General features: G+C 72.6%; 23 protein-coding genes. 9 read left to right on the top strand and 14 right to left on the bottom strand.

Annotation, left to right across the window (positions count from 1 at the left end; all coding sequences use genetic code 11):
• Both F0U47_RS17000 and mshB read right to left on the bottom strand, forming a co-directional pair.
• Entirely contained in the window at positions 1 to 375 is a 375-nt protein-coding gene (locus F0U47_RS17000) for a hypothetical protein (protein ID WP_149751651.1), read from the bottom strand.
• Positions 372 to 1,292 (bottom strand): N-acetyl-1-D-myo-inositol-2-amino-2-deoxy-alpha-D-glucopyranoside deacetylase, encoded by a 921-nt coding sequence (mshB, locus tag F0U47_RS16995; RefSeq protein WP_149751650.1) that lies wholly within the window; start codon positions 1,290 to 1,292, stop codon positions 372 to 374. Before mshB ends, F0U47_RS17000 begins: the two co-directional genes overlap by 4 nt.
• Positions 1,293 to 1,317: 25 nt before the next feature.
• Here mshB and F0U47_RS16990 point away from each other — a divergent pair, with 25 nt between their 5' ends.
• Positions 1,318 to 2,424, top strand: coding sequence for a hypothetical protein (locus F0U47_RS16990; protein ID WP_149751649.1), 1,107 nt, complete (start codon positions 1,318 to 1,320; stop codon positions 2,422 to 2,424).
• Here the strand turns inward: F0U47_RS16990 and F0U47_RS16985 are convergent, their stop codons facing one another.
• Positions 2,425 to 2,697 carry a hypothetical protein gene (locus tag F0U47_RS16985; RefSeq protein ID WP_149751648.1) on the bottom strand — a complete coding sequence of 91 codons (273 nt, stop codon included), beginning with the start codon at positions 2,695 to 2,697 and terminating at the stop codon, positions 2,425 to 2,427.
• 27 nt (positions 2,698 to 2,724) lie between these two features.
• Here F0U47_RS16985 and F0U47_RS16980 point away from each other — a divergent pair, with 27 nt between their 5' ends.
• From F0U47_RS16980 to F0U47_RS16955, 6 genes are all read left to right on the top strand, one after another.
• Positions 2,725 to 3,807 (top strand): hypothetical protein, encoded by a 1,083-nt coding sequence (locus tag F0U47_RS16980; protein ID WP_149751647.1) that lies wholly within the window; start codon positions 2,725 to 2,727, stop codon positions 3,805 to 3,807.
• Positions 3,808 to 3,873: 66 nt separating this feature from the next.
• A complete protein-coding gene (gene uraD, locus F0U47_RS16975) occupies positions 3,874 to 4,386 on the top strand; it encodes a 2-oxo-4-hydroxy-4-carboxy-5-ureidoimidazoline decarboxylase (RefSeq protein WP_149751646.1) in 513 nt (170 codons plus the stop codon).
• A complete protein-coding gene (uraH, locus tag F0U47_RS16970) occupies positions 4,383 to 4,700 on the top strand; it encodes a hydroxyisourate hydrolase (RefSeq protein WP_149751645.1) in 318 nt (105 codons plus the stop codon). Before uraD ends, uraH begins: the two co-directional genes overlap by 4 nt.
• Entirely contained in the window at positions 4,700 to 5,608 is a 909-nt protein-coding gene (gene pucL / locus F0U47_RS16965; RefSeq protein WP_149751644.1) for a factor-independent urate hydroxylase, read from the top strand. The genes uraH and pucL overlap by 1 nt, the downstream gene beginning before the upstream one ends.
• Before the next feature lie 43 nt (positions 5,609 to 5,651).
• Positions 5,652 to 6,458, top strand: coding sequence for a MurR/RpiR family transcriptional regulator (locus tag F0U47_RS16960; RefSeq protein WP_149751643.1), 807 nt, complete (start codon positions 5,652 to 5,654; stop codon positions 6,456 to 6,458).
• Positions 6,458 to 6,934 (top strand): nucleoside deaminase, encoded by a 477-nt coding sequence (locus tag F0U47_RS16955; RefSeq protein WP_149751642.1) that lies wholly within the window; start codon positions 6,458 to 6,460, stop codon positions 6,932 to 6,934. Before F0U47_RS16960 ends, F0U47_RS16955 begins: the two co-directional genes overlap by 1 nt.
• 10 nt (positions 6,935 to 6,944) lie before the next feature.
• On the opposite strand, the gene F0U47_RS16950 is transcribed toward F0U47_RS16955, so the two are convergent.
• The 7 genes from F0U47_RS16950 to F0U47_RS16920 all read right to left on the bottom strand — a co-directional run bounded on the left by F0U47_RS16950 (position 6,945) and on the right by F0U47_RS16920 (position 17,031).
• Positions 6,945 to 7,802: a thioesterase family protein gene (locus F0U47_RS16950; protein WP_246159673.1), complete on the bottom strand. Its 858-nt coding sequence runs from the start codon at positions 7,800 to 7,802 to the stop codon at positions 6,945 to 6,947.
• A complete protein-coding gene (gene xdhC / locus F0U47_RS16945) occupies positions 7,799 to 8,641 on the bottom strand; it encodes a xanthine dehydrogenase accessory protein XdhC (protein WP_149751641.1) in 843 nt (280 codons plus the stop codon). The genes F0U47_RS16950 and xdhC overlap by 4 nt, the downstream gene beginning before the upstream one ends.
• Positions 8,641 to 10,884: a xanthine dehydrogenase molybdopterin binding subunit gene (gene xdhB, locus F0U47_RS16940; protein ID WP_149751640.1), complete on the bottom strand. Its 2,244-nt coding sequence runs from the start codon at positions 10,882 to 10,884 to the stop codon at positions 8,641 to 8,643. The genes xdhC and xdhB overlap by 1 nt, the downstream gene beginning before the upstream one ends.
• Entirely contained in the window at positions 10,881 to 12,263 is a 1,383-nt protein-coding gene (locus F0U47_RS16935; RefSeq protein ID WP_149751639.1) for a xanthine dehydrogenase small subunit, read from the bottom strand. The genes xdhB and F0U47_RS16935 overlap by 4 nt, the downstream gene beginning before the upstream one ends.
• A gap of 255 nt (positions 12,264 to 12,518) precedes the next feature.
• On the bottom strand, positions 12,519 to 12,971 hold the full coding sequence (locus F0U47_RS16930; RefSeq protein ID WP_149751638.1) for a methyltransferase family protein: 453 nt from the start codon (positions 12,969 to 12,971) through the stop codon (positions 12,519 to 12,521).
• A 21-nt stretch (positions 12,972 to 12,992) separates the two neighbouring features.
• Positions 12,993 to 14,804 carry a CocE/NonD family hydrolase gene (locus tag F0U47_RS16925; RefSeq protein WP_149751637.1) on the bottom strand — a complete coding sequence of 604 codons (1,812 nt, stop codon included), beginning with the start codon at positions 14,802 to 14,804 and terminating at the stop codon, positions 12,993 to 12,995.
• Positions 14,805 to 14,847: 43 nt separating this feature from the next.
• On the bottom strand, positions 14,848 to 17,031 hold the full coding sequence (locus F0U47_RS16920; protein ID WP_149751636.1) for a malate synthase G: 2,184 nt from the start codon (positions 17,029 to 17,031) through the stop codon (positions 14,848 to 14,850).
• Positions 17,032 to 17,147: 116 nt separating this feature from the next.
• On the opposite strand from F0U47_RS16920, the gene F0U47_RS16915 reads away from it, so the two are divergent.
• Both F0U47_RS16915 and F0U47_RS16910 read left to right on the top strand, forming a co-directional pair.
• On the top strand, positions 17,148 to 17,627 hold the full coding sequence (locus F0U47_RS16915; protein WP_149751635.1) for an SRPBCC family protein: 480 nt from the start codon (positions 17,148 to 17,150) through the stop codon (positions 17,625 to 17,627).
• 62 nt (positions 17,628 to 17,689) lie between these two features.
• Positions 17,690 to 18,046, top strand: a complete 357-nt coding sequence (locus F0U47_RS16910) for a nuclear transport factor 2 family protein (protein ID WP_188111394.1) — start codon at positions 17,690 to 17,692, stop codon at positions 18,044 to 18,046.
• A gap of 4 nt (positions 18,047 to 18,050) precedes the next feature.
• Here the strand turns inward: F0U47_RS16910 and F0U47_RS16905 are convergent, their stop codons facing one another.
• The 4 genes from F0U47_RS16905 to F0U47_RS16895 form a co-directional block, all read right to left on the bottom strand.
• Complete coding sequence (locus tag F0U47_RS16905; protein ID WP_149751633.1) at positions 18,051 to 20,765, bottom strand: FG-GAP-like repeat-containing protein; 2,715 nt, start codon at positions 20,763 to 20,765, stop codon at positions 18,051 to 18,053.
• 112 nt (positions 20,766 to 20,877) lie between these two features.
• Positions 20,878 to 21,045, bottom strand: coding sequence for a hypothetical protein (locus F0U47_RS21320; RefSeq protein ID WP_188111393.1), 168 nt, complete (start codon positions 21,043 to 21,045; stop codon positions 20,878 to 20,880).
• A 116-nt stretch (positions 21,046 to 21,161) separates the two neighbouring features.
• Positions 21,162 to 21,854, bottom strand: coding sequence for a GAF and ANTAR domain-containing protein (locus tag F0U47_RS16900; protein WP_149751632.1), 693 nt, complete (start codon positions 21,852 to 21,854; stop codon positions 21,162 to 21,164).
• Between the two features lie 91 nt (positions 21,855 to 21,945).
• On the bottom strand, positions 21,946 to 22,872 hold the full coding sequence (locus F0U47_RS16895; RefSeq protein ID WP_149751631.1) for an EamA family transporter: 927 nt from the start codon (positions 22,870 to 22,872) through the stop codon (positions 21,946 to 21,948).
• Positions 22,873 to 22,942 lie beyond the last annotated feature (70 nt).

The raw sequence follows: 22,942 nt of genomic DNA, 5'->3' as shown, positions 1-22,942 counted from the left end.
CTAGGAAGTCGATGCGCCCCGATCGTTAATCGAGGGGTCGGCGGCGGGGTGCCGCCGGAGCCCCACCACCCCACCGAGCAGGACGCCCAGGCCTGCCGCGAGCAGCAGGTAGCCGGTCGCCGTCTGCGTCACGAGCAGGTCTCCCTCCGGCCGCTCACCGGTGAGCACCAACACCGCCGCGACCCACCCCAGGGCGAACGGGAGCCGGCGCCACCAGCCGCCCGGGATCGCCACCAGCAGTGCTGCCGTCGCCGCGACGCCGAGCAGGAGGCCCCACCAGTACCGGTGCAGTACGACGGCGGCGCAGCCGATGGTCGCCCCACCGACCAGCGCGAGCACGGCGACCGCAGCGCGCGCCGCGAGCGCGCCGGTCACCCGGGGATGCCGGCGAAGAGGTCGGCCTCCCACCCGTTGTCACCGGTCGGCCCGGCCACGCCCTTGACCAGGCGGTAGAGCTCGCGGCCCCAGACGAGGACGCCCTCGTTGTTCGACAGCGCGAAGAACGGCCCGTCGGTCGCGATCTGGGTCGCGTGCGCCTTGAGCGCGGCCATCTTCTGCTCGATGTAGTCGGTCGCGTCGACCTCGGCGGTGATGTCCTCGTCGGGGACGAAGAACGGCGGCAGGTAGCCGTCGGGGTCCATCCCCTCGAACGACGTCGTGTCCCCCGCTTCTCGCAGCTTCCGCAGCCCGTGGCGGAACCGGCTCTCCGACATCGCCGACCAGTAGATCTTGGGGATGTCCCAGGCCTCCCCCAGGTCGCGGCGGTACGACGGCGCGGCGGCCAGCTGCGCGGCGTACATCGCGACCCGGTGGGCCTGGATGTGGTCGGGATGGCCGTAGCCGCCGAACTCGTCGTAGGTCACCAGCACCTGGGGCCGCAGCTCGCGGATCACCGGGACCAGGTGGTTGGCGGCCTCGGTGAGGTCGGCGTGCCAGAAGGCGTTGTCGTGGATGTCGTCGGCGGCGACGGCGTGGCCGTCCTCGTGCCACTTCATGCCCGAGTCGCGGTAGGTGCCGAACCCGCCCAGGAAGCGGTGGTCGCTGACGCCGAGCTCGGCCATCGCCGCCGCGAGCTCGCCCTTGCGGTGCTCGCCGAGGCCGTCCTCCTTGTCGGCGGCGAGGTGCTCGAGGTCGGGGACGAGGATCTCGCCCATCTCGCCGGCGGTGCAGGTCACGAGGGTCACGCTGCGGCCCTCGGCGGCGTACTTGGCCATCGTGGCTCCCTGGCCGATCGACTCGTCGTCGGGATGGGCGTGCACGAGGAGCAGACGGTGGGCCGCGAAGTCACTCATGGTGAGCAGGGTAATGATGGTCCCCATGCGTCTCGGTCGCCCCGTCCTCCGCCCCGCATCGGCGCTCGTCGTCGTCCTCGCTCCCACACTCGCCGGCTGCGGCCTGTTCGACCGTGGTTCGAGCGTCGAGGAGGCGTTCGAGTACGTCCCGGCCGACACCTACCAGGTGCGGTTCGCCGACCGGGAGGCGTGGGCGGAGCGGATCAGCACGGACGACCTCGACCCGAGGGACCTCAGCGAGAGTGATGTCGAGGACTACCTGGGCGCGGCACTCGAGCACTCGGACGACGCCGTCTCCTTCACCGAGCTGTCGCCCCACCTCCGGGCGATGCGGGACGCGCCCTTCAACGACGTCGACGTCCAGTGGGAGATCCAGGCCACCTGGGGTGACCCGGACGAGCCCGGAGGCGGTTCGGCCTTCGTCTGGAAGGTCGGGGACGACGTCGACTTCGACGCGCTCGCCGAGGACCTCGTGGACAAGGGGTACGACGACCAGGGTGACGGCGACCTCGCGATCTACTCGACCGACGTCTCCGAGGCATCGGAGACCGGCAAGCACGGCGGCGTCTATCCACTGGTCATGAGCAACGTGCTGCTCGACGAGGACGAGCAGATCGTCGCGGGCAGCATCAGCTCACCCGAACCCCTGCGCGACGTCGCCGACGTGATCACCGACGACGCCGACTCGCTCGCCGACGACGGCCGGATGAACGACCTGCTCGACGCTGCCGACGGCGACCCGGAGCTCGCGCTGATGACGACCGGTGGCGAGGCGGGCTGTGCGCTGGGCGGCCGGCTGGACGAGCGGCAGCGCGCCATCTATGACGACCTCGGGCGCCCCGAGGCCCGGGCGCTACTGGTCTACGGCGAGGATCCCGAGGTGCTGCTCGCGCTGCAGTACGACAGTGACGACGCAGCGGAGGACGACGTCGCCGCCCGCGAGGACCTCGTCCAGGACGGCGTCGACCCGATCACCGCGCAGCCGTTCGCCGAGCTGGGCGACTTCGACCTCGAGCGGGCAGGCGACCTCGTGCTCATCGCCGAGGACTTCGCCGGTGGCGCCGCCAGTGCGGTGCAGGCCGAGCAGTCCGGCGGCGGCCCGGGGGCGTGCACGCGCGGGAGCACCGACTGATCAGGACTCGCGCTTGATCCGCTTCGGCTCCTCCGGCAGCGGCAGGGGCTCCGGCGCGGTCTCCTCGTCGTCGAGGTCCAGCCACCCGTCGTACGTCTCGACGAGCATCTCCAGCTGGATCATCGGGGCGTCGGTGACAACGGCCCAGGGGTGGTCCTCGTCGTCGTCCTCACCCGCCAGGCGCTCCCTGACGACGGCCGCCTCGAAGCCGCCGCGGGCGAGCACCAGCGCCGCCGCTCGCGCGTCGTCCTCGCTGAAGAAGATGCCCCTCACGAGGACCATGATCTACGTTTGACCGCCGTGGACCAGACCGCACCCCCACCCTTCGGCGTGCACCTCACCCGCACCGAGGAGAACGTCGCCGAGATCGACGCGCTCGCCGGCCTCCTCGAGGAGCACGGCGGCGGTCGGGTCGGGATAGCCGGCGTGCTCGGCGACCTGGACCGCCGCATGCGGCGCACCTACCTGCCGCACCCGCGGCTCCTCGGGCGCGCCGTCGACCGCGCGCTGACCTGGGAGCGCCGCGACCGGCGCGACCTGTTCTGGTACCCCCAGGGCATCAGTACGTCGGTCCGGACCGACGTCGAGCGCGACGTGATCGTCACGTCGTGGTACTCCAAGCGCAGCCACGGCTCGCGGGTCAGCTTCATCGACCTCGAGGCGAAGCGCTACCGGCACGTGCTGCTCGTCGAGCCGACCCTCGACCCTTCGACAGGCTCAGGGGCCGGGCGGCCGGGCTTCCGGCCGCTGAAGGCGCACGCCGGCGGCGTCGTGTGGCACGGGCCCTACCTGCACATCGCGCGGACCGGCCGCGGGTTCCTCACCTGCCGTGTCGAGGACGTGCTCGAGGTGCCGGCAGGCGCAGGGCTCGAGACTTACGGGCACGACTACGTGCTGCCGGTCCGCTTCGCCTACCAGGCCGCCAACGAGGAGGGCGTCGAGCGACTGCGCTTCTCGTTCATGACCCTCGACCGCAGCACCGACCCGCCGTCGCTCGTCGTCGGAGAGTACGGCAACAGCAAGCAGACCCGGCGGCTCGCGCGATTCCCCACCGATGCGGAGACCGGCCTGCTGGCGACCGGCGAGGACGGCGTCTCCCGGCCGGTGCTCGACGGCGAGGACGGGCTCACGCGGATGCAGGGCACCGCCGTCGTCGACGGCACCTACTTCGTCACCTCGTCGCACGGCCGCACGACGTACGGCCACGTCCACATCGGCACCCCCGGCGCGTTCCGCACCCAGCGCTGGGCCACCCCGCCCGGTCCGGAAGACCTCGTCTACTGGCCCCAGACCGACCTGCTCTGGTCGCTCAGCGAGCACCCCGGCCTCCGCTGGGTCTTCGGGATGAGCCGGTCCCGGCTCCTCCGCGCCACCCGCGACTGACACCGGCGATCGGTACGTGCGGGACCGCGCGCAACGGTAGTTTCAGTCCACCAGGAGAGGTGACACGTGCGGATCGAGGACTTCAACACGCTGCCCGACGACGAGGCGGCCGCCGCTCTGCGAGCGTGCGTCGGCATCGACTCCTGGGTCCACGTCCTCACCGTCGGCCGTCCGTACGACGACCCGGCCCACCTGCTGGCCACGGCCCGCGCCCAGGCGGCCACGTGGACGCCGGCGGAGGTCGAGGGTGCGCTCGCGGACCATCCCCGGATCGGCGAGCGACCGACGGGCTCCGGCGCCGCGGCCGACCACTCGCGCACGGAGCAGGGCGGGCTGGACCCGGCCGACGCCGACCTGGCCGAGCGGCTGCGGGCGGGCAACCTCGCCTACGAGGAGCGGTTCGGGCGGATCTACCTGGTCCGCGCGAAGGGCCGGTCCGGCGAGGAGCTCCTGGCCCTGCTCGAGCAGCGGCTGGGCAACGACCCTGCGACCGAGCTCGCGGTGACCAAGGAGCAGCTCGCGGAGATCGCGCTGCTCCGGTTGACCGACCTCGTCGAGGACGCGACGGTGACGGCATGAGCACCTGTTCGACCCACGTCCTCGACGCCGCACGCGGACGACCGGCAGCAGGCGTCGTCGTGCTCCTCACCGCCGCCGACGGCTCCTCCGAGCGGGCCGCGACCGACGCCGACGGCCGGGTGCGGTTCGAGACCCATCTCGGGCCGGGCGAGCACCGGATCACCTTCGCGACCGGCGAGTGGTTCGCGGCCGCCGGCCGCGAGACGTTCTACCCGTCCGTGACGCTCGACTTCGCGACCGACGCCGGCCAGCCGCACTACCACGTGGCACTGCTGCTGAGCCCGTACTCCTACACGACCTACCGAGGCAGCTGATGGCCGACCCGAGACCCGAGCACGTCCTCTCCGACCTCCAGCACGGCAAGGCCGAGTGCCGCATCGTCAAGGTCGACCGGTCGAGCGACCTCCACGTGCTCCACGACCTCAACGTCACGACCCAGCTGCGGGGCGACTTCGCGACGGCCTACACCGAGGGCGACAACAGCCACGTGCACGCGACGGACACCCAGAAGAACTCCGTCTACGCGCTGGCTCGCGAGCACGGCGTCACCTCCCCCGAGGCGTTCCTGATGGTGCTGGCCGACCACTGGTCGGCCCAGCCGTGGGTGACCGGGACCTGGTTCGCCGCCGAGCAGCACGCGTGGGAGCGGCTGCCCGCCAACGGCCACTCGTTCGTGCGGAGCGGGCAGGAGACCCGCACGGCCTGGGTGCAGACGTACGGCGACGTCCGGTTCGTCCTCGCCGGGCTGACCGACCTGGTCGTGCTCAAGAGCACCGGGAGCGAGTTCCGCGGCTTCCCGCGAGACAGGTTCACCACCCTGGCCGAGACCGACGACCGGATCCTCGCGACCAGCGTGACGGCGACCTGGCGCTACGCCGGAGCGGACACCGACGGGGCCACCGACTGGGCCACCGACTGGGACACCGCCTACGCGGCCGTGCGCGCGGCGCTCCTCGGCGCGTTCGCGACGACCCACAGCCTGGCGCTGCAGCAGACCATCCACGCGATGGCGACGGCCGCGCTCGACGCCTGCCCGGACATCGCCGAGATCCGCATCCAGTGCCCCAACAAGCACCACTTCCTCGTGGACCTCGAGCCGTTCGGGCTCGACAACCCCGGCGAGGTGTTCCACGCCGCCGACCGGCCCTACGGGCTGATCTCGGCGACGGTGACCCGGGCCGGAGCGGCGGCCGAGCCGCGCGCCTGGGCGGGCATCGGGTGACCCGGTGGAGCTGACGGCGCCCTACGACGAAAGCGGAGCACCGATGAGGATCGACGAGCGGATCGCGGAGCGGCACGACGCGCTGTCGCCGCAGGAGCGGCGCGCGGCCGCGACCCTGCTCGAGCACCTCGACGACCTGGCCACCTACCGCGCGGCCGAGCTCGCCGACCTGGCCGGGGTGAGCCGGGCGACGATGAGCCGGCTGTTCCGCAGCCTCGGGTTCGAGGACTTCGACGAGGTGCGCGAGCACCTGCGCGCCCTGCGCGGCACCGGCGAGCCGCGCCGCGTCGACGGGGCTCCCAACACCGAGGCGTTGGCCGCGCTCGAGCAGGCCGCGATCCTCCGCGCGATCGAGCACCCCAAGATCCTCGAGGTGGCGGGCCTGCTTGCCCTGGCCCGGCGGGTGCTCGTGGTCGGGTGGCGCAACAGCTACCCGGTCGCGCTCCACCTTCGCGAGCAGCTGGTCCAGGCGCGCGGCGACGTGATGGTCGGCCCGTTCCCCGGCCAGACGACGGGCGAGGAGCTGGCGGGCCTCGGCCCGGAGGACGTGATCGTGGCCATCGGCTTCCGCCGGCGTCCGAAGCTCTTCGGCGACTTCCTCACCGAAGCAGGGGCCACCGGCGCGACCGTGGTCCTCGTCGGCGACCCCACGGCCGTCGCCCACGCGTCGCAGGCGTCGGTCTGGCTCGAGTGCCCCCTGCAGCACTCCCTCGCGTTCGACAGCTACGCCGCGCCGATGGCGCTGGTCAGCGTCCTCTCCGATGCCGTGCTCGGGGCGTGCGGCCGGGCGGGCGGCAAGCGGGTGCGGTCGATCACCGAGACCTACGAGCGGATGGGAGAGATGGAGTGATGGGCACGACCGACGACGAGAGCTGGCTCGGCCACGTCGTCGAGCTCGCCACCGCGAACGTCGCACACGGCGGCGGCCCGTTCGCCGCGGTCATCGTGCGCGGCGACGAGCTGGTCTCCAGCGGCCAGAACCGGGTGACCCGCGACCTCGACCCGACCGCCCACGCCGAGGTCGTCGCGATCCGCTCGGCCTGCTCGGTGCTCGGCGACTTCAGCCTCGCGGGCTGCACGCTCTACACCTCCTGCGAGCCGTGCCCTCTCTGCGTCTCCGCCTCGCTCTGGGCCCGGCTGGACCGGGTCGTCTACGCCGCCGACCGCGACGACGCCGCCCGTGGCGGCTTCGACGACCGGGCGTTCTACGACCTCTTCGCGACGCCCCGATCCGAGTGGTCGATGCCGGTCTCCCCCCACCCGCTCCCCAACGGGTTCGCGCCGTTCGAGGCCTGGCTCGCCAAGGACGACCGGATCCGCTACTGACGGACCTCGGTCAGCGCGGGAGGAGGGCGAGCTGGCGGGACTGCGCGACCAGCCGGTCGGCGGAGTCCCAGACCTCGCAGTCCTCCTCGAAGAACCCGCCGGCGACGTTGCGGGTGCGGTGCCGCAGCCGCAGCCAGCCCGGAGCCGGCTTGGCCCGGACGTGGGCGGAGAGCTCGACGGTCGGCGCCCAGCCGGGCAGCCCGAGGTCGAACGTCACCGGCGGCAACGCGTCGACCGCCATCAGCAGCGCCAGCGGGTCGGGCTCACGGTCGTCGGCGAGCCGGAACCACGCGCTGATCTGGCCCCGCCCACTCGGCTTGCCGACGGCCCAGCCCACCTCGTCGGGGTGGAAGAGCATCTCGAACCGCTGCGTGAACGGCGCCATCTCCTTGATCTCCTCCGGCGCGAGCGTGTTGGCCACGCACTCGTCGCGAGGCGGCAGGACGACCGGCTCGGCGGTCGTGCGCACGTCGTCCGACGGGAAGGCGGCGAGGTCGCCGTACGTCGCCAGCACGCTGAGCCTGACGTCGTCGCCCTGGCGGAGGTCGGCCGCCACGGTGGCGGTGCGGCCGCCCGTCCGGAGCGGGCGTACGTCGACCCGCGCCGGCCCGGCGACCGCCGGGGAGATGTAGTAGGCGCTCACCGCGACCGGGTCCGGGTGGTCCGGCAGCGCCGCGCGGATCGCGTTGCCGAGCAGCGACAGCTGGAACCCGCCGTTGACGCCGCCGCCGACGCGCCAGCCGTCCTTCAGCTCGCCGGAGAAGTGGTCGCCCTCGCGCGACACCGCGATGTCGCGGTCGAACTCGGACACGGCGCCGGGCCCGGTAGTCAGCTGGGCTGTCAGCTCGGCAGTCAGGTCGGGGGTCACCGCTCGAGCGTACTGATCTCCGACGCCCCGATCAGGGCCAGGAGCTCCACTGTGACGGACACCGCAATGGCCGCCGGCGTCTTCCCCTCGACGCCCGTCACCGCCGGATCGCCGATCGGGGTGCGGACCCGGTCGAGCACGTCGGGAGCGTGTCCGAGCTCCGCGAGCTTGCGACGGAAGCGGGTCCACTTGGCCGCCGAGCCGATCAGTCCGATGGTCGCGGGCACCGGCGAGCGGAGCAGTGCGTCGAGGATCGCGAGGTCCTCGGCGTGGTCGTGGGTGAGCACGAGGACGTGCGTGCCGGCCGGCAGCTCGGCCACCACCAGCTCGGGCAGCACCGGCACCCGGTGCACCTGCACGTCGGCAGGTCCGGCCTGCACCGGCGCGAGCCGCGACCCGTCGAGCTGGTCGGCGCGGGAGTCGACCAGGTGGAGCTCGAGCTCGTGCCGGCTCAGCAGCAGGGCGATCTCGTAGCCGACGTGCCCCATCCCGAAGACGGCGACGGCCGGACGGACGCCCATCGGCTCGAGCAGCAGGGTGACCTCGCCGCCGCAGCACTGCACGCCGTGCTCGACGGGCACCTTGTCCGACAGCGTGTGCCGCTCGGTGACCGGCGCCGCCGCTCCGGTCAGCTCCAGCCCCCGCAGCAGGCCGCGGGCGCGTCGTACGGCTGCCTCCTCGAGGTTGCCGCCGCCGACGCTGCCCCACGTCTCGTCCGCGGTGACGACCAGCTTCGCCCCGGCCTCGCGCGGCGCGTGGCCGCGGACGTCGGTGACGGTGACCAGCACGCAGGGAGTACGCCGCTCGCGGCACCCCTGCAACGCCCGCAGCCAGTCCATCAGCCCGGCCTCCCTCCGGTGGCCCGGATGGCCCAGAACACCGCCTCGGGGGTCGCCGGGGACGCCAGGTCCACCACGGTTCCCGGCGGGTGGAAGGCCGCCACCGCGTCCCGCAGCGCCTCGCGCACCGAGAACGCCAGCATCAGCGGCGGCTCGCCCACCGCCTTCGACCCGTAGACGACACCGTCCTCGGTGGCCCGGTCGAGGAGGGTGACGCGCAGGTCCGCCGGCATCTCCGACAGGCTCGGCAGCTTGTAGGTCGACGCCGCCTGGGTCGCCAGCCGGCCGCGCGACGGTCCGTCGGAGAGGTCCCACCGCAGGTCCTCGAGGGTCAGCCAGCCGACGCCCTGGACGAACCCTCCCTCGATCTGCCCGGTGTCGACCAGCGGTGACAGGCTGTCGCCGACGTCGTGGACGATGTCGACCCGCTCGACCTGGTAGGCGCCGGTGAACCCGTCGACCGACACCTCGGCGGCGGCGACGCCGTAGGCGAAGTACTTGAACGGCTCGCCGCGCATGGCGACCTGGTCCCACGAGAGCCCCTCGGTCTTGTAGAAGCCGGCGGCCCACAGCTGTACCCGGTCGAGGTAGGCGGCCCGGACGACCTCGTCCCACGTCGCCGTCGGCACCAGCCGTTCACGCACCGGCGCCAGCCGGGCGAGAATCTGCTCGCACGCGTCCTTGACCGCGGCGCCGTTGAGGTCGGCGCCGGAGCTGGCCGCGGTCGCGGAGGTGTTGGGCACCTTGTCGGTGCGGGTCGACGCGAGCCGCACCCGCTCGATCGGGAGCCCCAGGGCGGTCGCCGCGACCTGCAGCATCTTCGTGTGGAGGCCCTGTCCCATCTCGGTGCCCCCGTGGTTGATGAGCACCGAGCCGTCCTTGTAGACGTGGACGAGCGCCCCGGCCTGGTTGAACGACGTGAAGTTGAACGAGATGCCGAACTTCACCGGCGTGATCGCCAGACCCCGCTTGCGATGGGGGCTCTGAGCGTTCGCACGGGCGATGTCCTCGCATCGCGCCGCGAAGTCCGAGGTGTCGAGGACCTGGTCCCAGGCGCGGCCGAGCCGCTCGGCGTGCCGCACCGGCTGGCCGTACGGCGTCGTCTGCCCCTCGACGTAGAAGTTCCTCCGTCGCAGCTCGGTCGGGTCGATCCCGAGCAGGGGCGCGCACCGGCCGAGGATGTCCTCGATCACGAGCATCCCCTGCGGTCCGCCGAACCCGCGGAACGCGGTCTGCGACGTCTTGTGCGTCCGCGCGACGCGTCCGTCGACGCGGACGTTCGGGATCCAGTACGCGTTGTCGACGTGGCACAGCGCCCGCGACATCACCGGCTCGGACAGGTCGAGGCTCCACCCGCCGTCCGAGGTCAGCGTCGCGTCCAGCGCCTGCAGCCGGCCCTCGTCGTCGAAGCCGACCTTCCAGCGCGCGTGGAAGCCGTGCCGCTTCCCGCTCATCGTCATGTCCTGCTGCCGGTTGAGCCGCGCGCGCACCGGTCGACCCGTGAGTCGAGCACCGAGCGCGGCGACGGCGGCGTACCCGTGTGGCTGCATCTCCTTGCCGCCGAACCCGCCACCCATCCGCACGCACTCCACCGTGACCTCGTGGCTGGCCAGGCCGAGCACGTGCGCGACGATCTCCTGCGTCTCCGTGGGGTGCTGGGTGCTCGCCAGCAGGTGGACCCGCCCGTCGTCGTCGACCGTCGCCAGTGACGCGTGGGTCTCGAGGTAGAAGTGCTCCTGCCCGGCGAAGTCGATCTCGCCCTCGAACACGTGGGCCGCGCCCGCCAGCCCCGCCTCCACGTCGCCGCGCTCCAGCCGCGGCCGGGCGCCCTGGAAGCTGCCGGCCTCGATCGCCTCGACGACGGTCACGATCGACGGCATCGGCTCGTAGTCCACCTCGACCGCGGCCGCCCCGATCCGCGCCGCCTCCAGCGACTCGCCCAGCACCCACGCGACCGCCTGGCCGTGGAACATCACCTCGGTGGGGAAGAGCGGCTCGTCGTGCTTCGTGCCGGAGTCGTTGACCCCGGGCACGTCGTCGGCGGTCAGCACCCGCACCACACCCGGGACGTCGTAGGCCGGCTTCGGGTCGAGCCGGGTGATCATCGCGTGCGCGTGCGGGGCGCACACCGGGTGCGCGTGGAGGACCTGAGGCGCGCGGATCGCGACGTCGTCGGTGTAGAGCGCACGTCCCGTGACGTGCAGGGCGGCCGACTCGTGCGGGCGGGTCTCACCGACGCTCATGCCGCACCCGCCTCGGCGAAGAGCTTGTCGAGCGACGTCTCGAGCATCGCCCGGCGGTAGTCCGCGCTGGCCCGGTGGTCGTCGATCGGAGTGCCCGTGCGGCCGAGGATCGCCGCGGCCTCGGCCACGACGTCGGTCGCCCACCTGCGCCCGACCAGCGCACGCTCGGCCTCGGTGGCACGGATCGGCGTCGCCGCGACCCCGCCGAGCCCGATCGCGGCCCGGGCCACGACGCCGTCGACGATCTCGAGCGCGAACGCGATCGCCACCGACGAGATGTCGTCGTAGCGCCGCTTGGCGATCTTGTGGAACGCCGCCGTCGGCGCCAGCGGCAGCGGCACCCGCACGCTCGCGATCAGCTCGCCCGGCCGCAGCACGGTCTCGCGGTAGCCGGTGAAGTAGTCGACCAGCGGCACGGTCCGCTCCCCCGCCGTCGACACCAGCACGACCGACGCGTCGAGGGCGAGCAGCGCCGGTGGCAGGTCGCCGATCGGCGAGGCGGTGCCGAGGTTGCCGCCGATGGTCGCGCCGTTGCGGATCAGCCGCGACGCGAACTGCGGGAACACCGCGTCCAGCAGGGGTACGGCGCCCTCCAGCCGGCGCTCGATCTCGGTCAGCGACAGGGCGGCGCCGATGTCGACGTGCTCGGTGCCGCGGTTCAGGACCCGCAGCTCCGGCAGGTGGTCGATCGCGACCAGCAGCCCGGGGCGCGCCCCGCGGAGGTTGGCCTCGACGCCGAGGTCGGTCGAGCCGGCGATCGGGACCGCGCCGTCCTCCGCCAGCAGCTCGAGGGCCTCCGCGAGCCCGTCCGGACGGACGAACCCCGGCACCCGGACCGGGACCGGCTCCGGAGGCGGCGCGGTGGTGCGGAACCCCAGGTGGTCCCCCGCGGCGGGGGCGCCGAGCGCCTCGGCGGCCTCCAGGATCGGGCGGTAGCCCGTGCACCGGCACAGGTTTCCCGACAGCGCGTGCTCGTCGAAGTCACCGGAGGCGCAGCGGCCGGGCCGGTAGTACTCCGCGGCCATGCTGCAGACGAAGCCGGGCGTGCAGTAGCCGCACTGGGAGCCTCCGCGCACGGCGAGCTCCCGCTGGACCGGGTGGAGGGCGTCCGGGTCGCCGAGCCCCTCGGCGGTGACGACCTCCTGGCCGGCGAGCGCGGCTGCCGGCACGAGGCAGGCGTTGACCGCGGTCCACTCGGTGGGTGCCTCCACGCCGGGCCTCGCGAGCAGCACCGAGCACGCACCGCACTCGCCCTCGGCGCAGCCCTCCTTGGCACCGGTCAGCCCGAGCCCGCGCAGCCAGTCGAGGGCCGTGGTGGGTGGCTCGGCGCCGCTCAGGCTGCGCGACTCACCGTTGACGGTGACGTGCGGCTGCTCCATAGGCAAACCGTACGTCGCGCCGGACGCCCGGGCACGCCATCCGGGCGGTGGATCAGGTGCGCGCGAGAAGGCGGGTCAGTCGGCCGACCGCGAGTCGAAGGTGCTGGACCTGCGTCCAGATCGGATGACGGGACTCCCGCTGCCTGCTCACGGCGACCTCCTACGGCCGAGCTGATAGCCCGGACCACTATCTCCTATGACGCTCCGGCGGCGCGATTGGTTGCGTCGTGTCTGGGCGGGTTTCGTCGGTCCGCGTCAGTGCGGCAGGCCGGGCAGCCAGCGCGGCACCCGGTCGCAGTAGGCGGCGTAGTCCTCGCCGAACTTCGCGGCGAGGGCCGCCTCCTCGGGCCGGATCTGCAGCCGGTCGATGACCGCCACGAACGCAGCGACCGGCAGCGCCGGGAGGACGCCGCCACGGACGAGGGCGTGCGCCGTCAGCAGGCCGGCCATGCCGGCGTACATCGGGTTGCGGGTGAGGGCGTTGGGGCCGGTCGTCACCAGCGCGCTGGCCTGGTCGGGCCGGAACGGCTCGACCGTGGTGCGCCGCTCCCGGAACTGCTGGATGCTGCCGCCGATCAGTGCCAGGCTCGCCGCGGCCGTCGCGACACCGGCGACCTTCCGCAGCGCCCCGGGGCGGCGGTCCCCGGCGAGGACGTGTTGGACGACGGCGCCGGCGAGGGCGTAGGCAGGAGGAGGTACGACGGGCACGCCCCGACCGTACCGCCGTGCCTAGCGCACGACCGGCAGGGTCAGGGTCTGGCGGGGGCCGGAGTCGATCGTGACCGGCGTCGGCTCCAGGCCACCGCGGTAGTTGACCGACCCGCCCGCGACGATCAGGCGGATCCGGTGGCCCGGCTCGAAGCGGTGCACGATCGCGGGGATCTCCACCGTGAACGGCTTGGTGACGTCCGGGATCCGCACCGGCGCCTCGAGCGCGCGGATCAGCCGGGCCTTGCCGTCCGGCCCGACGTCGGCGACCTTCACGTAGAGGACGAGCATCCCCGCCTCGCCGGCGGCCTGGGTGACTGCGGCCGTGGGCGCCTCCACCTCGAGCCGCGCTGTCGGCTTGCCGACCACCGTCACCGGCTCCGTGAGCTCGGACGTCTGCCAGGCGGCGAACGTCCCCGGCAGGTCGGTGACCTCGTTGACCGGCTGGCCGACGTAGCTACCGAGCACGTCGAGCGTGTTGAGCCCGGTCGGTGCGCCGGCGGCGGTGGTGAGGAACGACTGCGAGCCGGGCTCGGTCGTCGTACCCGAGACCAGGTCGCCGGCGCCGGACAGCCGGTAGACCTGGCCGGTGCCGACGGGGAACCGCGCGCTGGCAGCGTAGGCCGGCCGGGCGTTGCCGGTGTAGCTCACCCAGTCGCGGAAGTAGGCGAACTCGGGGCCGGTGCCGACGGTTGCGTCCTTGAGGTAGTGGTCGAGCCAGTGGAGGATCCGGCCGGTCTCGTACTGCTCGGAGGGCACCGGGTTGCCCAGGTCGATCTCGCCGGGCGCCGCCGGGCCGGAGTGGCCCCACGACTGCCAGATCATCTTCACCTCGGTGCCCTGGGCCTCGAGCGCCTGGTAGGTCGCGATCGCCTCGTTGAGGTTGAAGAGGGTGTCGTTCTGGCCCTGGACGAGGAGGACGGGCGCCCGGATCCGGTGGATGTACGACGCCACGGACGCGTGCCGGAGGTGGGCGACGTCCCCGGGCTGCAGGTAGCCGGTGGTGCCGGCGGTGACGAGCGCCGGGCAGACGAAGTCGGCGAAGTTCGGGCACGGCAGCGCGTCGGGCGGCACCTGCCCGTTCTGCTGGTCGCCGGTGAGGCCGAGCAGGGAGAACCCGATCGCCCACCACTGCTTCGCCGACCCCGAGTGCGCCGAGGACACACCCCTGGTCCGGTCGGTGTTGTTGGGGGCGAGGCTGTAGCTGAGGTCGTTCCAGGTGACCAGCGGCACCAGGGTGTCGACCCGCGGGTCGACCGACGCGGTCGCGAACTGGAACCCGCCGCCGTACGAGCCGCCGAGCGTGCCCACCCGGGGGTCGATGGCCCGCGCGGTGCCGCGGTGGTCGACCGGGTCGTGCACGACGACGTCGAGCCGCGGCGCGGGCCGGGTGTGCTCGGCGTCGAGGTAGGCGATGCCGCGCCCGCCGCCGAGGTAGCTCACCAGCTGGCGGCCGGCCTTGCCGTCCCAGTCGGGGTCGTCGAGCGTGATCTTGCAGGACGAGCCGCCGAACCCGAGGCCGGAGTAGGACAGGACGACGTACCCGCGGCTCGCGAACGCCTTGCCGATCGCCGTCTGGTCGTCCTTCGACCCGCCGAACCCGTTGGTGGTGAGGATGGCCGGCACCCGGTCGGTGCTGGTCGCGCCGGCCGGCACGTAGACGTCGCCGACGATGTCGCAGACCTGGTCGTCGTTCGGCCCGACGACCACCTTGAAGTGCAGCGTCGTCACCGTGTAGGCCGGGGCGGCTCCGGCCGGCCGCGCGCCGGTCGGGGCCAGCACGAGGAGGGCCAGGAGGAGTCCGAGGAGGGCGGGCAGCCGCAGGTGACGCATGTAGGACAAACGACCCGGACGTGGTGGTGGTTACGTCAGGGGGTCACGCCCGGACGGCGCCTTGCTCCCGCTTCCTGGCCCGGCGGCGCCGGTGCAGGATCGGCTCGGTGTAGCCCGACGGCTGCGTGCGGCCCTCGAAGACGAGGTCGTGGGCCGCGCGGAACGCCTCGCCGTCGTACGACGGACCCATCGGCTCGTAGCCCGGCGCCGCCTGCTGCTCGTCGACGACGTCGGCCATCCGCCGGAACGCCTGCTCGACCTCGTCGGGCGTGACGACGCCGTGGTGCAGCCAGTTGGCGACGTGCTGGCTGGAGATCCGGCAGGTCGCGCGGTCCTCCATCAGCGCGGTGCCGCGGATGTCGGGCACCTTGGAGCAGCCGATGCCGTCGTCGATCCACCGTTTCACGTAGCCGAGGATGCCCTGGAGGTTGTTGTCGAGCTCGGCGAGGCGCTCCTCGTCCGACCACGACGGAGGGTCCGCGATCGGCACCGTCAGCAGCTGCTCGAGCGAGGCGCGCGGCCGGTCCGCGAGCTCCTGCTGGCGCGCGGCCACGTCGACCTGGTGGTAGTGCAGCGCGTGGAGCGTGGCGGCCGTCGGGGACGGCACCCAGGCGCACGACGCGCCCGCCTCGGGATGACCGACCTTCTGCTCGAGCATGGCGGCCATCTCGTCCGGCATCGCCCACATGCCCTTGCCGATCTGCGCGCGCCCCCGGAAGCCGCACGCGAGGCCGATGTCGACGTTCCGGTCCTCGTAGGCCGAGATCCAGGGCTCGGACCTCATGTCGCCCTTGCGGACCATCGGCCCGCCGAGCATCGAGGTGTGGAGCTCGTCGCCGGTCCGGTCGAGGAACCCGGTGTTGATGAAGGCGACGCGACCACGAGCGGCGTGGATGCAGGCGGCGAGGTTGGCCGACGTGCGCCGCTCCTCGTCCATGATCCCGAGCTTGATGGTGCCGCGCCGCAGCCCGAGCAGGTCCTCGACCCGCGCGAACAGGTCGTCGGCGAACGCGACCTCGTCGGGACCGTGCATCTTCGGCTTCACGGCGTACATCGAGCCCGTCCGTGAGTTGCGCAGCTCGCCCCGGCCCTGGAGGTCGACGAGGCTGCACAGCGCCGTCACCACGGCGTCGAGGATCCCTTCCGGCACCTCCTGCCCGGCTGCGTCGAGCACCGCGTCGGTGGTCATCAGGTGCCCGACCTGCCGGACGAAGAGCAGCGACCGCCCGGGCAGGACGACCTGCCCGGCGGGGCCGTCGTACACCCGGTCCGGGGCGAGCCTCCTCGTGAACGAGTCCGCGCCCTTCGCGACGTCGACGCTGAGCGTCCCCTGGTTGAGCCGGAGCCAGTTCCGGTAGGCCGCCACCTTGTCGGCGGTGTCCACCGCGGCGACGGAGTCCTCGAGGTCCATGATCGTGGAGACCGCGGCCTCGAGCAGCAGGTCCTTGACGCCGGCGGCGTCGTCCTTGCCGATGGGGTGCTCGCGGTCCACCTGGATCTCCACGTGCAGCCCGTGGTGGACGAGGAGGACGCCGTCGGGACGCTCCGGGTCGCCGCGGTGGCCGACGTACTGGCCGGGCTCCGCGAGCCCGGTCCGCCCGCCGCCGAGGGCGACGACCAGCCTGTCACCCTCGACGGAGTAGGCCCGGGCGTCGGCGTGGCTGCCCTCCGCCAGCGGGAAGTGCGCGTCGAGGAACGCCCGCGCGCGAGCGATCACCTCTGCTCCACGTCTTGGGTTGTAGGACGTCCCGCGCTCGCGCCCGTCGTCCTCGGGCAGCGCGTCCGTGCCGTAGAGCGCGTCGTAGAGCGACCCCCATCGCGCGTTGGCGGCGTTGGCCGCGAAGCGCGGGTTCAGGACGGGTACGACGAGCTGGGGGCCGGCCTGGACCGCGATCTCGTCGTCGACGTCGCGGGTCTCGATCTGGAAGTCCGCCGGCTCGTCCACGAGGTACCCGATCTCGCGGAGCATCGTGACGTAGCCGGTCTGGTCGCGGACCGGGCCGGGATGGGCCTCGTGCCACGCGTCGAGCTGCTCCTGGAGCTCGTCGCGGCGGGAGAGCAGCTGTCGGTTGCGCGGGGTGAGCTCGTCGAAGATCGCCCCGACGCCACGCCAGAACGCGTCCTCGTCGATGCCGGAGCCCGGTAGAGCCTCGTCACGCACGAACGCGTGGAGCTCGGCGGCGACCTGGAGCCCTCCGACCTGGACCCGGTGAGGCGACGGTGACATCTGATTCCTGTTCCGCCAGGCGCGCGCCTGGCCGAGAGACGACGTGAGGACAGACTAGGAGACACGCTGGTAGCGTCGTCTTGCGACCGATCGGTCGCATACCTGGAGGAGGATCGATGGGCACGACGTACGAGCCGCTGCTCGAGGACCGGATCGAGATCTCCGCCCCGCCGTCCCGGGTGTGGGCACTCGTCAGCGACGTGCGCCGGATGCCCGAGTGGAGCCCGCAGGTCGCGTCGACCCGGCTGCGGCGCGGGTTCGAGCGGTGTGAGCTCGGGGCGGAGTTCACCAACCGCAACCGGGAGGGCGACCTCGAGTGGACCACCCACGGCGAGATCACGCGCTTCGAGGAGGAGCGGGCGCTCGCGTTCCGGATCGCCGAGAACTGGGTGGTGTGGTCGTTCCTGCTGGAGCCGATCGACGACAGCACGCTCCTCACCCAGCGCCGGGAGGCGCCCGACGGCATCTCCGACCTGTCGCTCGAGCTCACCGACGGCTTCATGGGCGGCCAGGCCGCGTTCACCCAGAGCCTCCGCGCCGGCATGCGGCAGACCCTGGAGCGGATCGAGGCCGCCGCGGAGAACCCTCCCGTTTGAGCGGCGCCGATCGGGTCACCGGACGTCGTGCCGTGGCCGATATGTGCGAAGGGAGCGGGACCGTGTCCGTGCTGGACGAGCTGGTCCGGATGGAGACCGAGGGATGGCAGGCCCTGACGACGCCGTCCGGGGCCGACTACTACGACGAGCACCTGACGGCGAACGCGATGATGGCCTTCCCCTTCGGGGTGATGGGTCGCGAGGAGGCTGTCGAGTCGCTGCGGGCCGGCGACCCCTGGGCGTCGTTCGAGATCAGCGAGCCGCAGGTCGTCGAGCTCACCGACGACAGCGCCATCCTCGTCTACCGGGCGTCCGCGCAGCGGGAAGGCGCGCCTGCCTACACCGCCGTGATGACGAGCGTGTTCGTCCGCGAGGACGGGCGCTGGCTGCTGGCGTTCCACCAGCAGTCGCCCACCTGATCGATCAGGGGCAGCCGCTCAGGACGTCCACCCGGTTGGCCAGGCAGTGGTCCACTCCGCCGCCGGCGACGCCGGTCTCCGTGCCGGTGCCGGCGTCCCGCAGGTCCACCGTGTCGGAGCCGGGACCGCCGTACAGCCGGTCCGTTCCCGCGTCCCCGCGCATCGCGTCGTCGGACGCGCCGCCCCGCAGCTCGTCGGCGTCCGCGCCGCCGCGGAGCACGTCGTACCCCTCGCCGCCGTAGACGACGTCGTTGCCGCCGTGGCCCAGCAGCACGTCGCTGCCGCCGGCGCCGAGGATGGTGTCGTTGCCGCCCCGGCCGCAGATGACGTCCGTGCGCGAGGTTCCGACGAGACGGTCGGGGCCGGCGGTGCCGACGATCGTGCACTTCGGCCGGGCGCCCAGCAGCAGGGTCAGGCCGGTCGGGTCGACGGCTGCAGCCACCAGGCCACGGGTCGCGGTCTTCCGTGCCGCGAACGCGGAGGTTCCCGGCAGCTGGGCGGGGCTGACGACGTCCAGGACACCGTCGCCGTTGAGGTCGGCGAGGGCCACGTCGGTGACCCGGGGCCGCATGCCGTAGCGGACCTGCCGCTCCTCGAACGCGCCGCCACCGAGGCCGCGGTGGACGCCGACGTCGCTGCCGCTCTCGTTCGCCACGACGATGTCGGGGATGGTGTCCCCGTCGATGTCGCCGACGGCGATGCCCACCGCGTTGCGGTAGCCGTGGATCTGCTCCCCGGCCAGGAACTCCACCTGGGGGAAGCCCGCGGTGCGGTTGCCGAACAGCAGCGCCGTGCCGTCGTTGAACGTGTTCGACGCGATGTCGAGGTCCCCGTCGCCGTCGAGGTCGCGGACGACGACCTCCCGGTGCGCCGCGCCGGTCGTGGTGAGGACGGGGGCGGCGAACTCTCCCCCGCCGGTGCCGAGCGCGACCGCGACGTCGTCGGTGGTGGCCAGGCCGGACGCGCCGATCAGGTCGGCGGTGCCGTCCCGGTCGATGTCGGCGACCACGACGTCGCCGGTGAACTGGGCCAGCCGCACGAGCCGCTCGTCGGCGAACCCACCGGCGCCGTTGTTGAGGCTGACCGACACCTGCGCGACCTCCGAGGTCGACTCGCAGTAGCCCTCGTTGCCGACGACCTGGTCGAGGTCACCGTCGCCGTCGACGTCGCCGAGGTTCACGTGGTCGCTGCAGGTGGACACCTTGCGCGTGGTCGGCGCCGCGAACGTGCCGTCGCCGTTGTTGAGCGCGGTGGTCACGACCTGCGTCGTGTAGGCGCCTGCGAGCCAGGTCAGGTCGGCGTCGTCGTCACCGTCGACGTCGGCCATGGTCAGCGACCGGGGGTCGGTCCCGCTGGGCACCTGCGCCCGCTCGGTGAGGCCGCCGGACCCGTCGTTGGCCAGCACCCGGATGCTGCGACCGGCGTCGCCGTCGACCGCGGCGGCGACATCGACGTCGCCGTCCCCGTCGACGTCGCCGGTGGTCACGCCGACGGACGGGGCGAACAGCTGGCCGGCGTCCGGCGCTGCGAACGTCGCGTCGGCCCGCTGGCGGTGGGTGACACCGCTGCCGATGTCGCGGGCGGCGACGAGGAGGTCGAGTCGGCCGTCACCCTGCAGGTCGGCGACGTCGAGCCCCAGCGGGTTGCTGCCGGTCACCGCCCGGACGGGGGCGGCGAACGTGCCATCGCCGTTGTTGTGCTGGATCGTCGCCGTGCCGCGGATCCCGCCACCGCCGCCGACGCCGGCGATGTCCGCGTCGCCGTCGCCGTCGAGGTCGGCGATCCGCGGGCTGACCATCGGCGCCTCATAGGTCCGTACGGCGAACGCGCCGGTGCCGTCGTTGGTCAGCACCGCGTTCTCGAAGGTCGCACCGCCACCCATGACGATGTCGAGGTCGGTGTCACCGTCAAGGTCGCCCACGGCCAGGGAGGGGCTACCGACGCCTCCGTTGGTCGAGACGTCGAACCGCTGGGGCGCCGCGTCAGGCGCGAACGTGCCGTTCGCGCGCTGCTCGAGGACGTGCAGCTCGTAGCGGTTGACGTCCTCGTTGAGCCGCGCGGCCCCGAGGTCGGTCGTGCCGTCGCCGGTGAGGTCGCCGATCACGACGTCGTGCACCCGGAAGCCCACGACGGTGTCCTCGGCGGCGAACGTCGCGTCGCCGTTGTTGCGCAGCACGGTGACCGTGGACTCCGGGTACTCGTTGTAGTTCGCCAGCACCAGGTCGGAGTCGCCGTCGGCGTCCACGTCGCCCGCGGTGATCTGCTCGGGACCGGAGCCGCCGGTGGTCGTGGAGTGGGTGAACGCGCCGGCCCCGTCGTTGAGGAAGAGGTCCACGGTGTTGTTGGCGTAGCTGTCGCCCCGCGCGGAGACCGCGAGGTCGACGTCGCCGTCGCCGTCGAGGTCGGCGGCGGCGACATCCGTGGACTGCGAGGTCGTCGGATAGGTCTGCGCGGTGTCGAGAGTGCCGTCGCCCAGGTTCAGGGTCACCGAGATGGAGTTCTGGAAGAAGTCGTCACGGACCCAGGCGGCGTCGGCCAGCCCGTCCCCGTCGAGGTCGGCCGCCGCGACCGCCGTCGGGTAGCGCCCGACGTCGTACCCCACCCAGGTCTCGAATCGGCCGCCGTCTCCCGGGCGGGAAGCCTCCGCGGAGCCGGTCGGCACGAGGAGGGCTGCACCCGCGAGGGCGGCAGCGGGCAGCAGGGAAGAGCGACGGTTCATGAGAGGAGTCCGAGTGTTCGCAGGGGAAGAGGTGACACCATTCTTCGTGAGGAACCGAGAAGTTGGCTGAAGATTCAACAAGTTGCCGGAATCTTTACTCCCGCCCGCGGGATCAGTCCGTCAGGGGCTCGGGCGCGAGCGGTCCGTCGGGCGCGGGACGCAGCTGGTCGGCCCGGAGCCACAGCGTGGCGACCCGACCGTCGACCTCGTAGGTGACAAGGGCTCGCTCACCGGCGCGGCCCCACTTCAACAGCAGCCCCGACACCTCGGTGTCGTCCACCAGGACAAGAACGTGCTGCTCCGCTCGCAACGGGACCTCCGTGCCGATGGGTCACCCCGGGCACAGCCCGCTTCCTGAGCTGTTCGTGCGGCAGTCTAGGGGGCGCGTCGAGCGCGCTACCGACCGGTCTCGTACTCCGCGGTGGACCGGGCCACCAGGTCCTCCGCCAGCACGCGCACCTTGATGTTCTCGTTCTGGGACAGGCGCAGCAGGAAGCCGAAGGCCCGCGCGTCGTCGAGGCGGTAGCGCTCCATCAGGATGCCGACGGCCTGGCCGATGATCCCGCGGCTGTGCACGGCCTCGCGCACGCTCTCGATCTCGCGGGCGTAGTCGATGGCCATCGCGGACTGGTGCGCGAACAACGGGCCGAGCAGCTCGAGGTCGGAGAAGGCGCCGACCTGCAGCGAGTAGAGGTTCAGCGCGCCCTGCGACGCCTCGTTGTCGAAGAGCTGGAGCCCGGCCTGGGCGTGGATCCCGGCCGCCACCGCGATCGCGGCGTACTTCGGGAACCGCTGGTCCGCTGCGAGGTCCGGGGACGTGATGTGGACGGACTTGGTGGCAGCGTAGTAGCAGGGTCCCTCGCGGAGCTCGTACTGGGCCTTGTCGAGCGGCTTCAGCAGATCGTCGGTCGGGGCGACGGTCTCGAGCCGGCCGTCCGAACGCTTGATCGTGATGCTGGCGTAGTCCACGTCCGGGAGGACTTCGACGGCAGCCGCGGTGACCTGCGCCAGCGTGGAGTCGAGGTCGCCCGGCACGAGTGCCTCGGCGAGCCGGCGGGTGACGTCCACGACGTTCTGCTGCTGCTCCATCACATCAACTTAGACCGTCGGGCGAGGTGGTCAAGGCGGTATGGCCCCACTCCCGCGATCGCGACGGCGCAGGGTGGAGGTCCGACGGTCGTCAGACGACCTCGAGCGCAGGCTCGTCCTCCTGCCGCGCCGGTCTGCGCTCCACCGAGATCACGACGGCGACCGCCACCACGATGACGAGGCCGCCGACCAGCACCGCGCTCGTGATCGGCTCGGCGAGGATGAGCCAGCCGAGGAAGACCGCGACCACCGGGTTGATGTAGGCATACGTCGCGACGAGGCCGATCGGCGCGTTGGCGAGGAGCCAGACGTATGCGCTGAAGGCGAGCATCGACCCGAAGCTCACCAGGTATCCCCAGGCGAGCCAGGTCTCCGCGCCGTACCGCGAAGGTGCGAGGTCCTCGCCCCGCAGGAGGCCGAGCGCGACCATCATCGCGCCGCCGGTCCACATCTCGTGGACGGCGAGGACGAAGGCGTTCTCGGGAAGCGTCAGCCGCGGCTGGACCCACGACCCGAAGGCCCAGAAGGCGCTCGCGGCGAGCACGATCACGGCTCCCACCAGCGGCACGTCCCCTTGGTCGCGGCCGCCGAGGACCAGCCAGGCGAGGCCGAGGAAGCCCAGGAGGACGCCGAGCACCGACCACAGCGACGGCCAGTCGCCGGTGAGGACGCGGTAGGCGGTGACGAAGAGCGGCACACCGGCGACGAGGAGCGCCGCCACCCCGCTCGGGACGCCTCGCTCCTCGCCGACAGCCACGAGGCCGTTGCCGAGCAGCGGCAGCATCAGCCCCAGCAGCGCTGCGCCGGCGAGCTCGGCGCGGGTGACCCGGAGGTCGACCCCGCGCAGCGCCAGCAGCCCGCCGAGCAGCAGTCCCGCGAGGACGAACCGGCTGCCCATCCCGGACATCGGCGGCATCTCCTCGACGACCACCCGGATCGCGAGGTACGTCGAGCCCCAGACGACGTAGACGACCGCAAGTGCTCCGACGACCAGCCCCAGCCTTGCCCGAGTGTCCATCGCTTCCCGCCTGTCCGTGTGGTCGGACCGTACGAGACCAGAACTGGCCGGCGCGATCGGATATTGCTGG

Origin of the sequence: Nocardioides antri (genome assembly GCF_008373765.1) — a bacterium.
In the GTDB taxonomy this organism is placed as follows: Bacteria; Actinomycetota; Actinomycetes; order Propionibacteriales; family Nocardioidaceae; genus Nocardioides; species Nocardioides antri.
The sequence above is the reverse complement of the archived record's forward strand: the minus strand, read 5'-3'. Positions and strand labels throughout refer to the sequence as shown.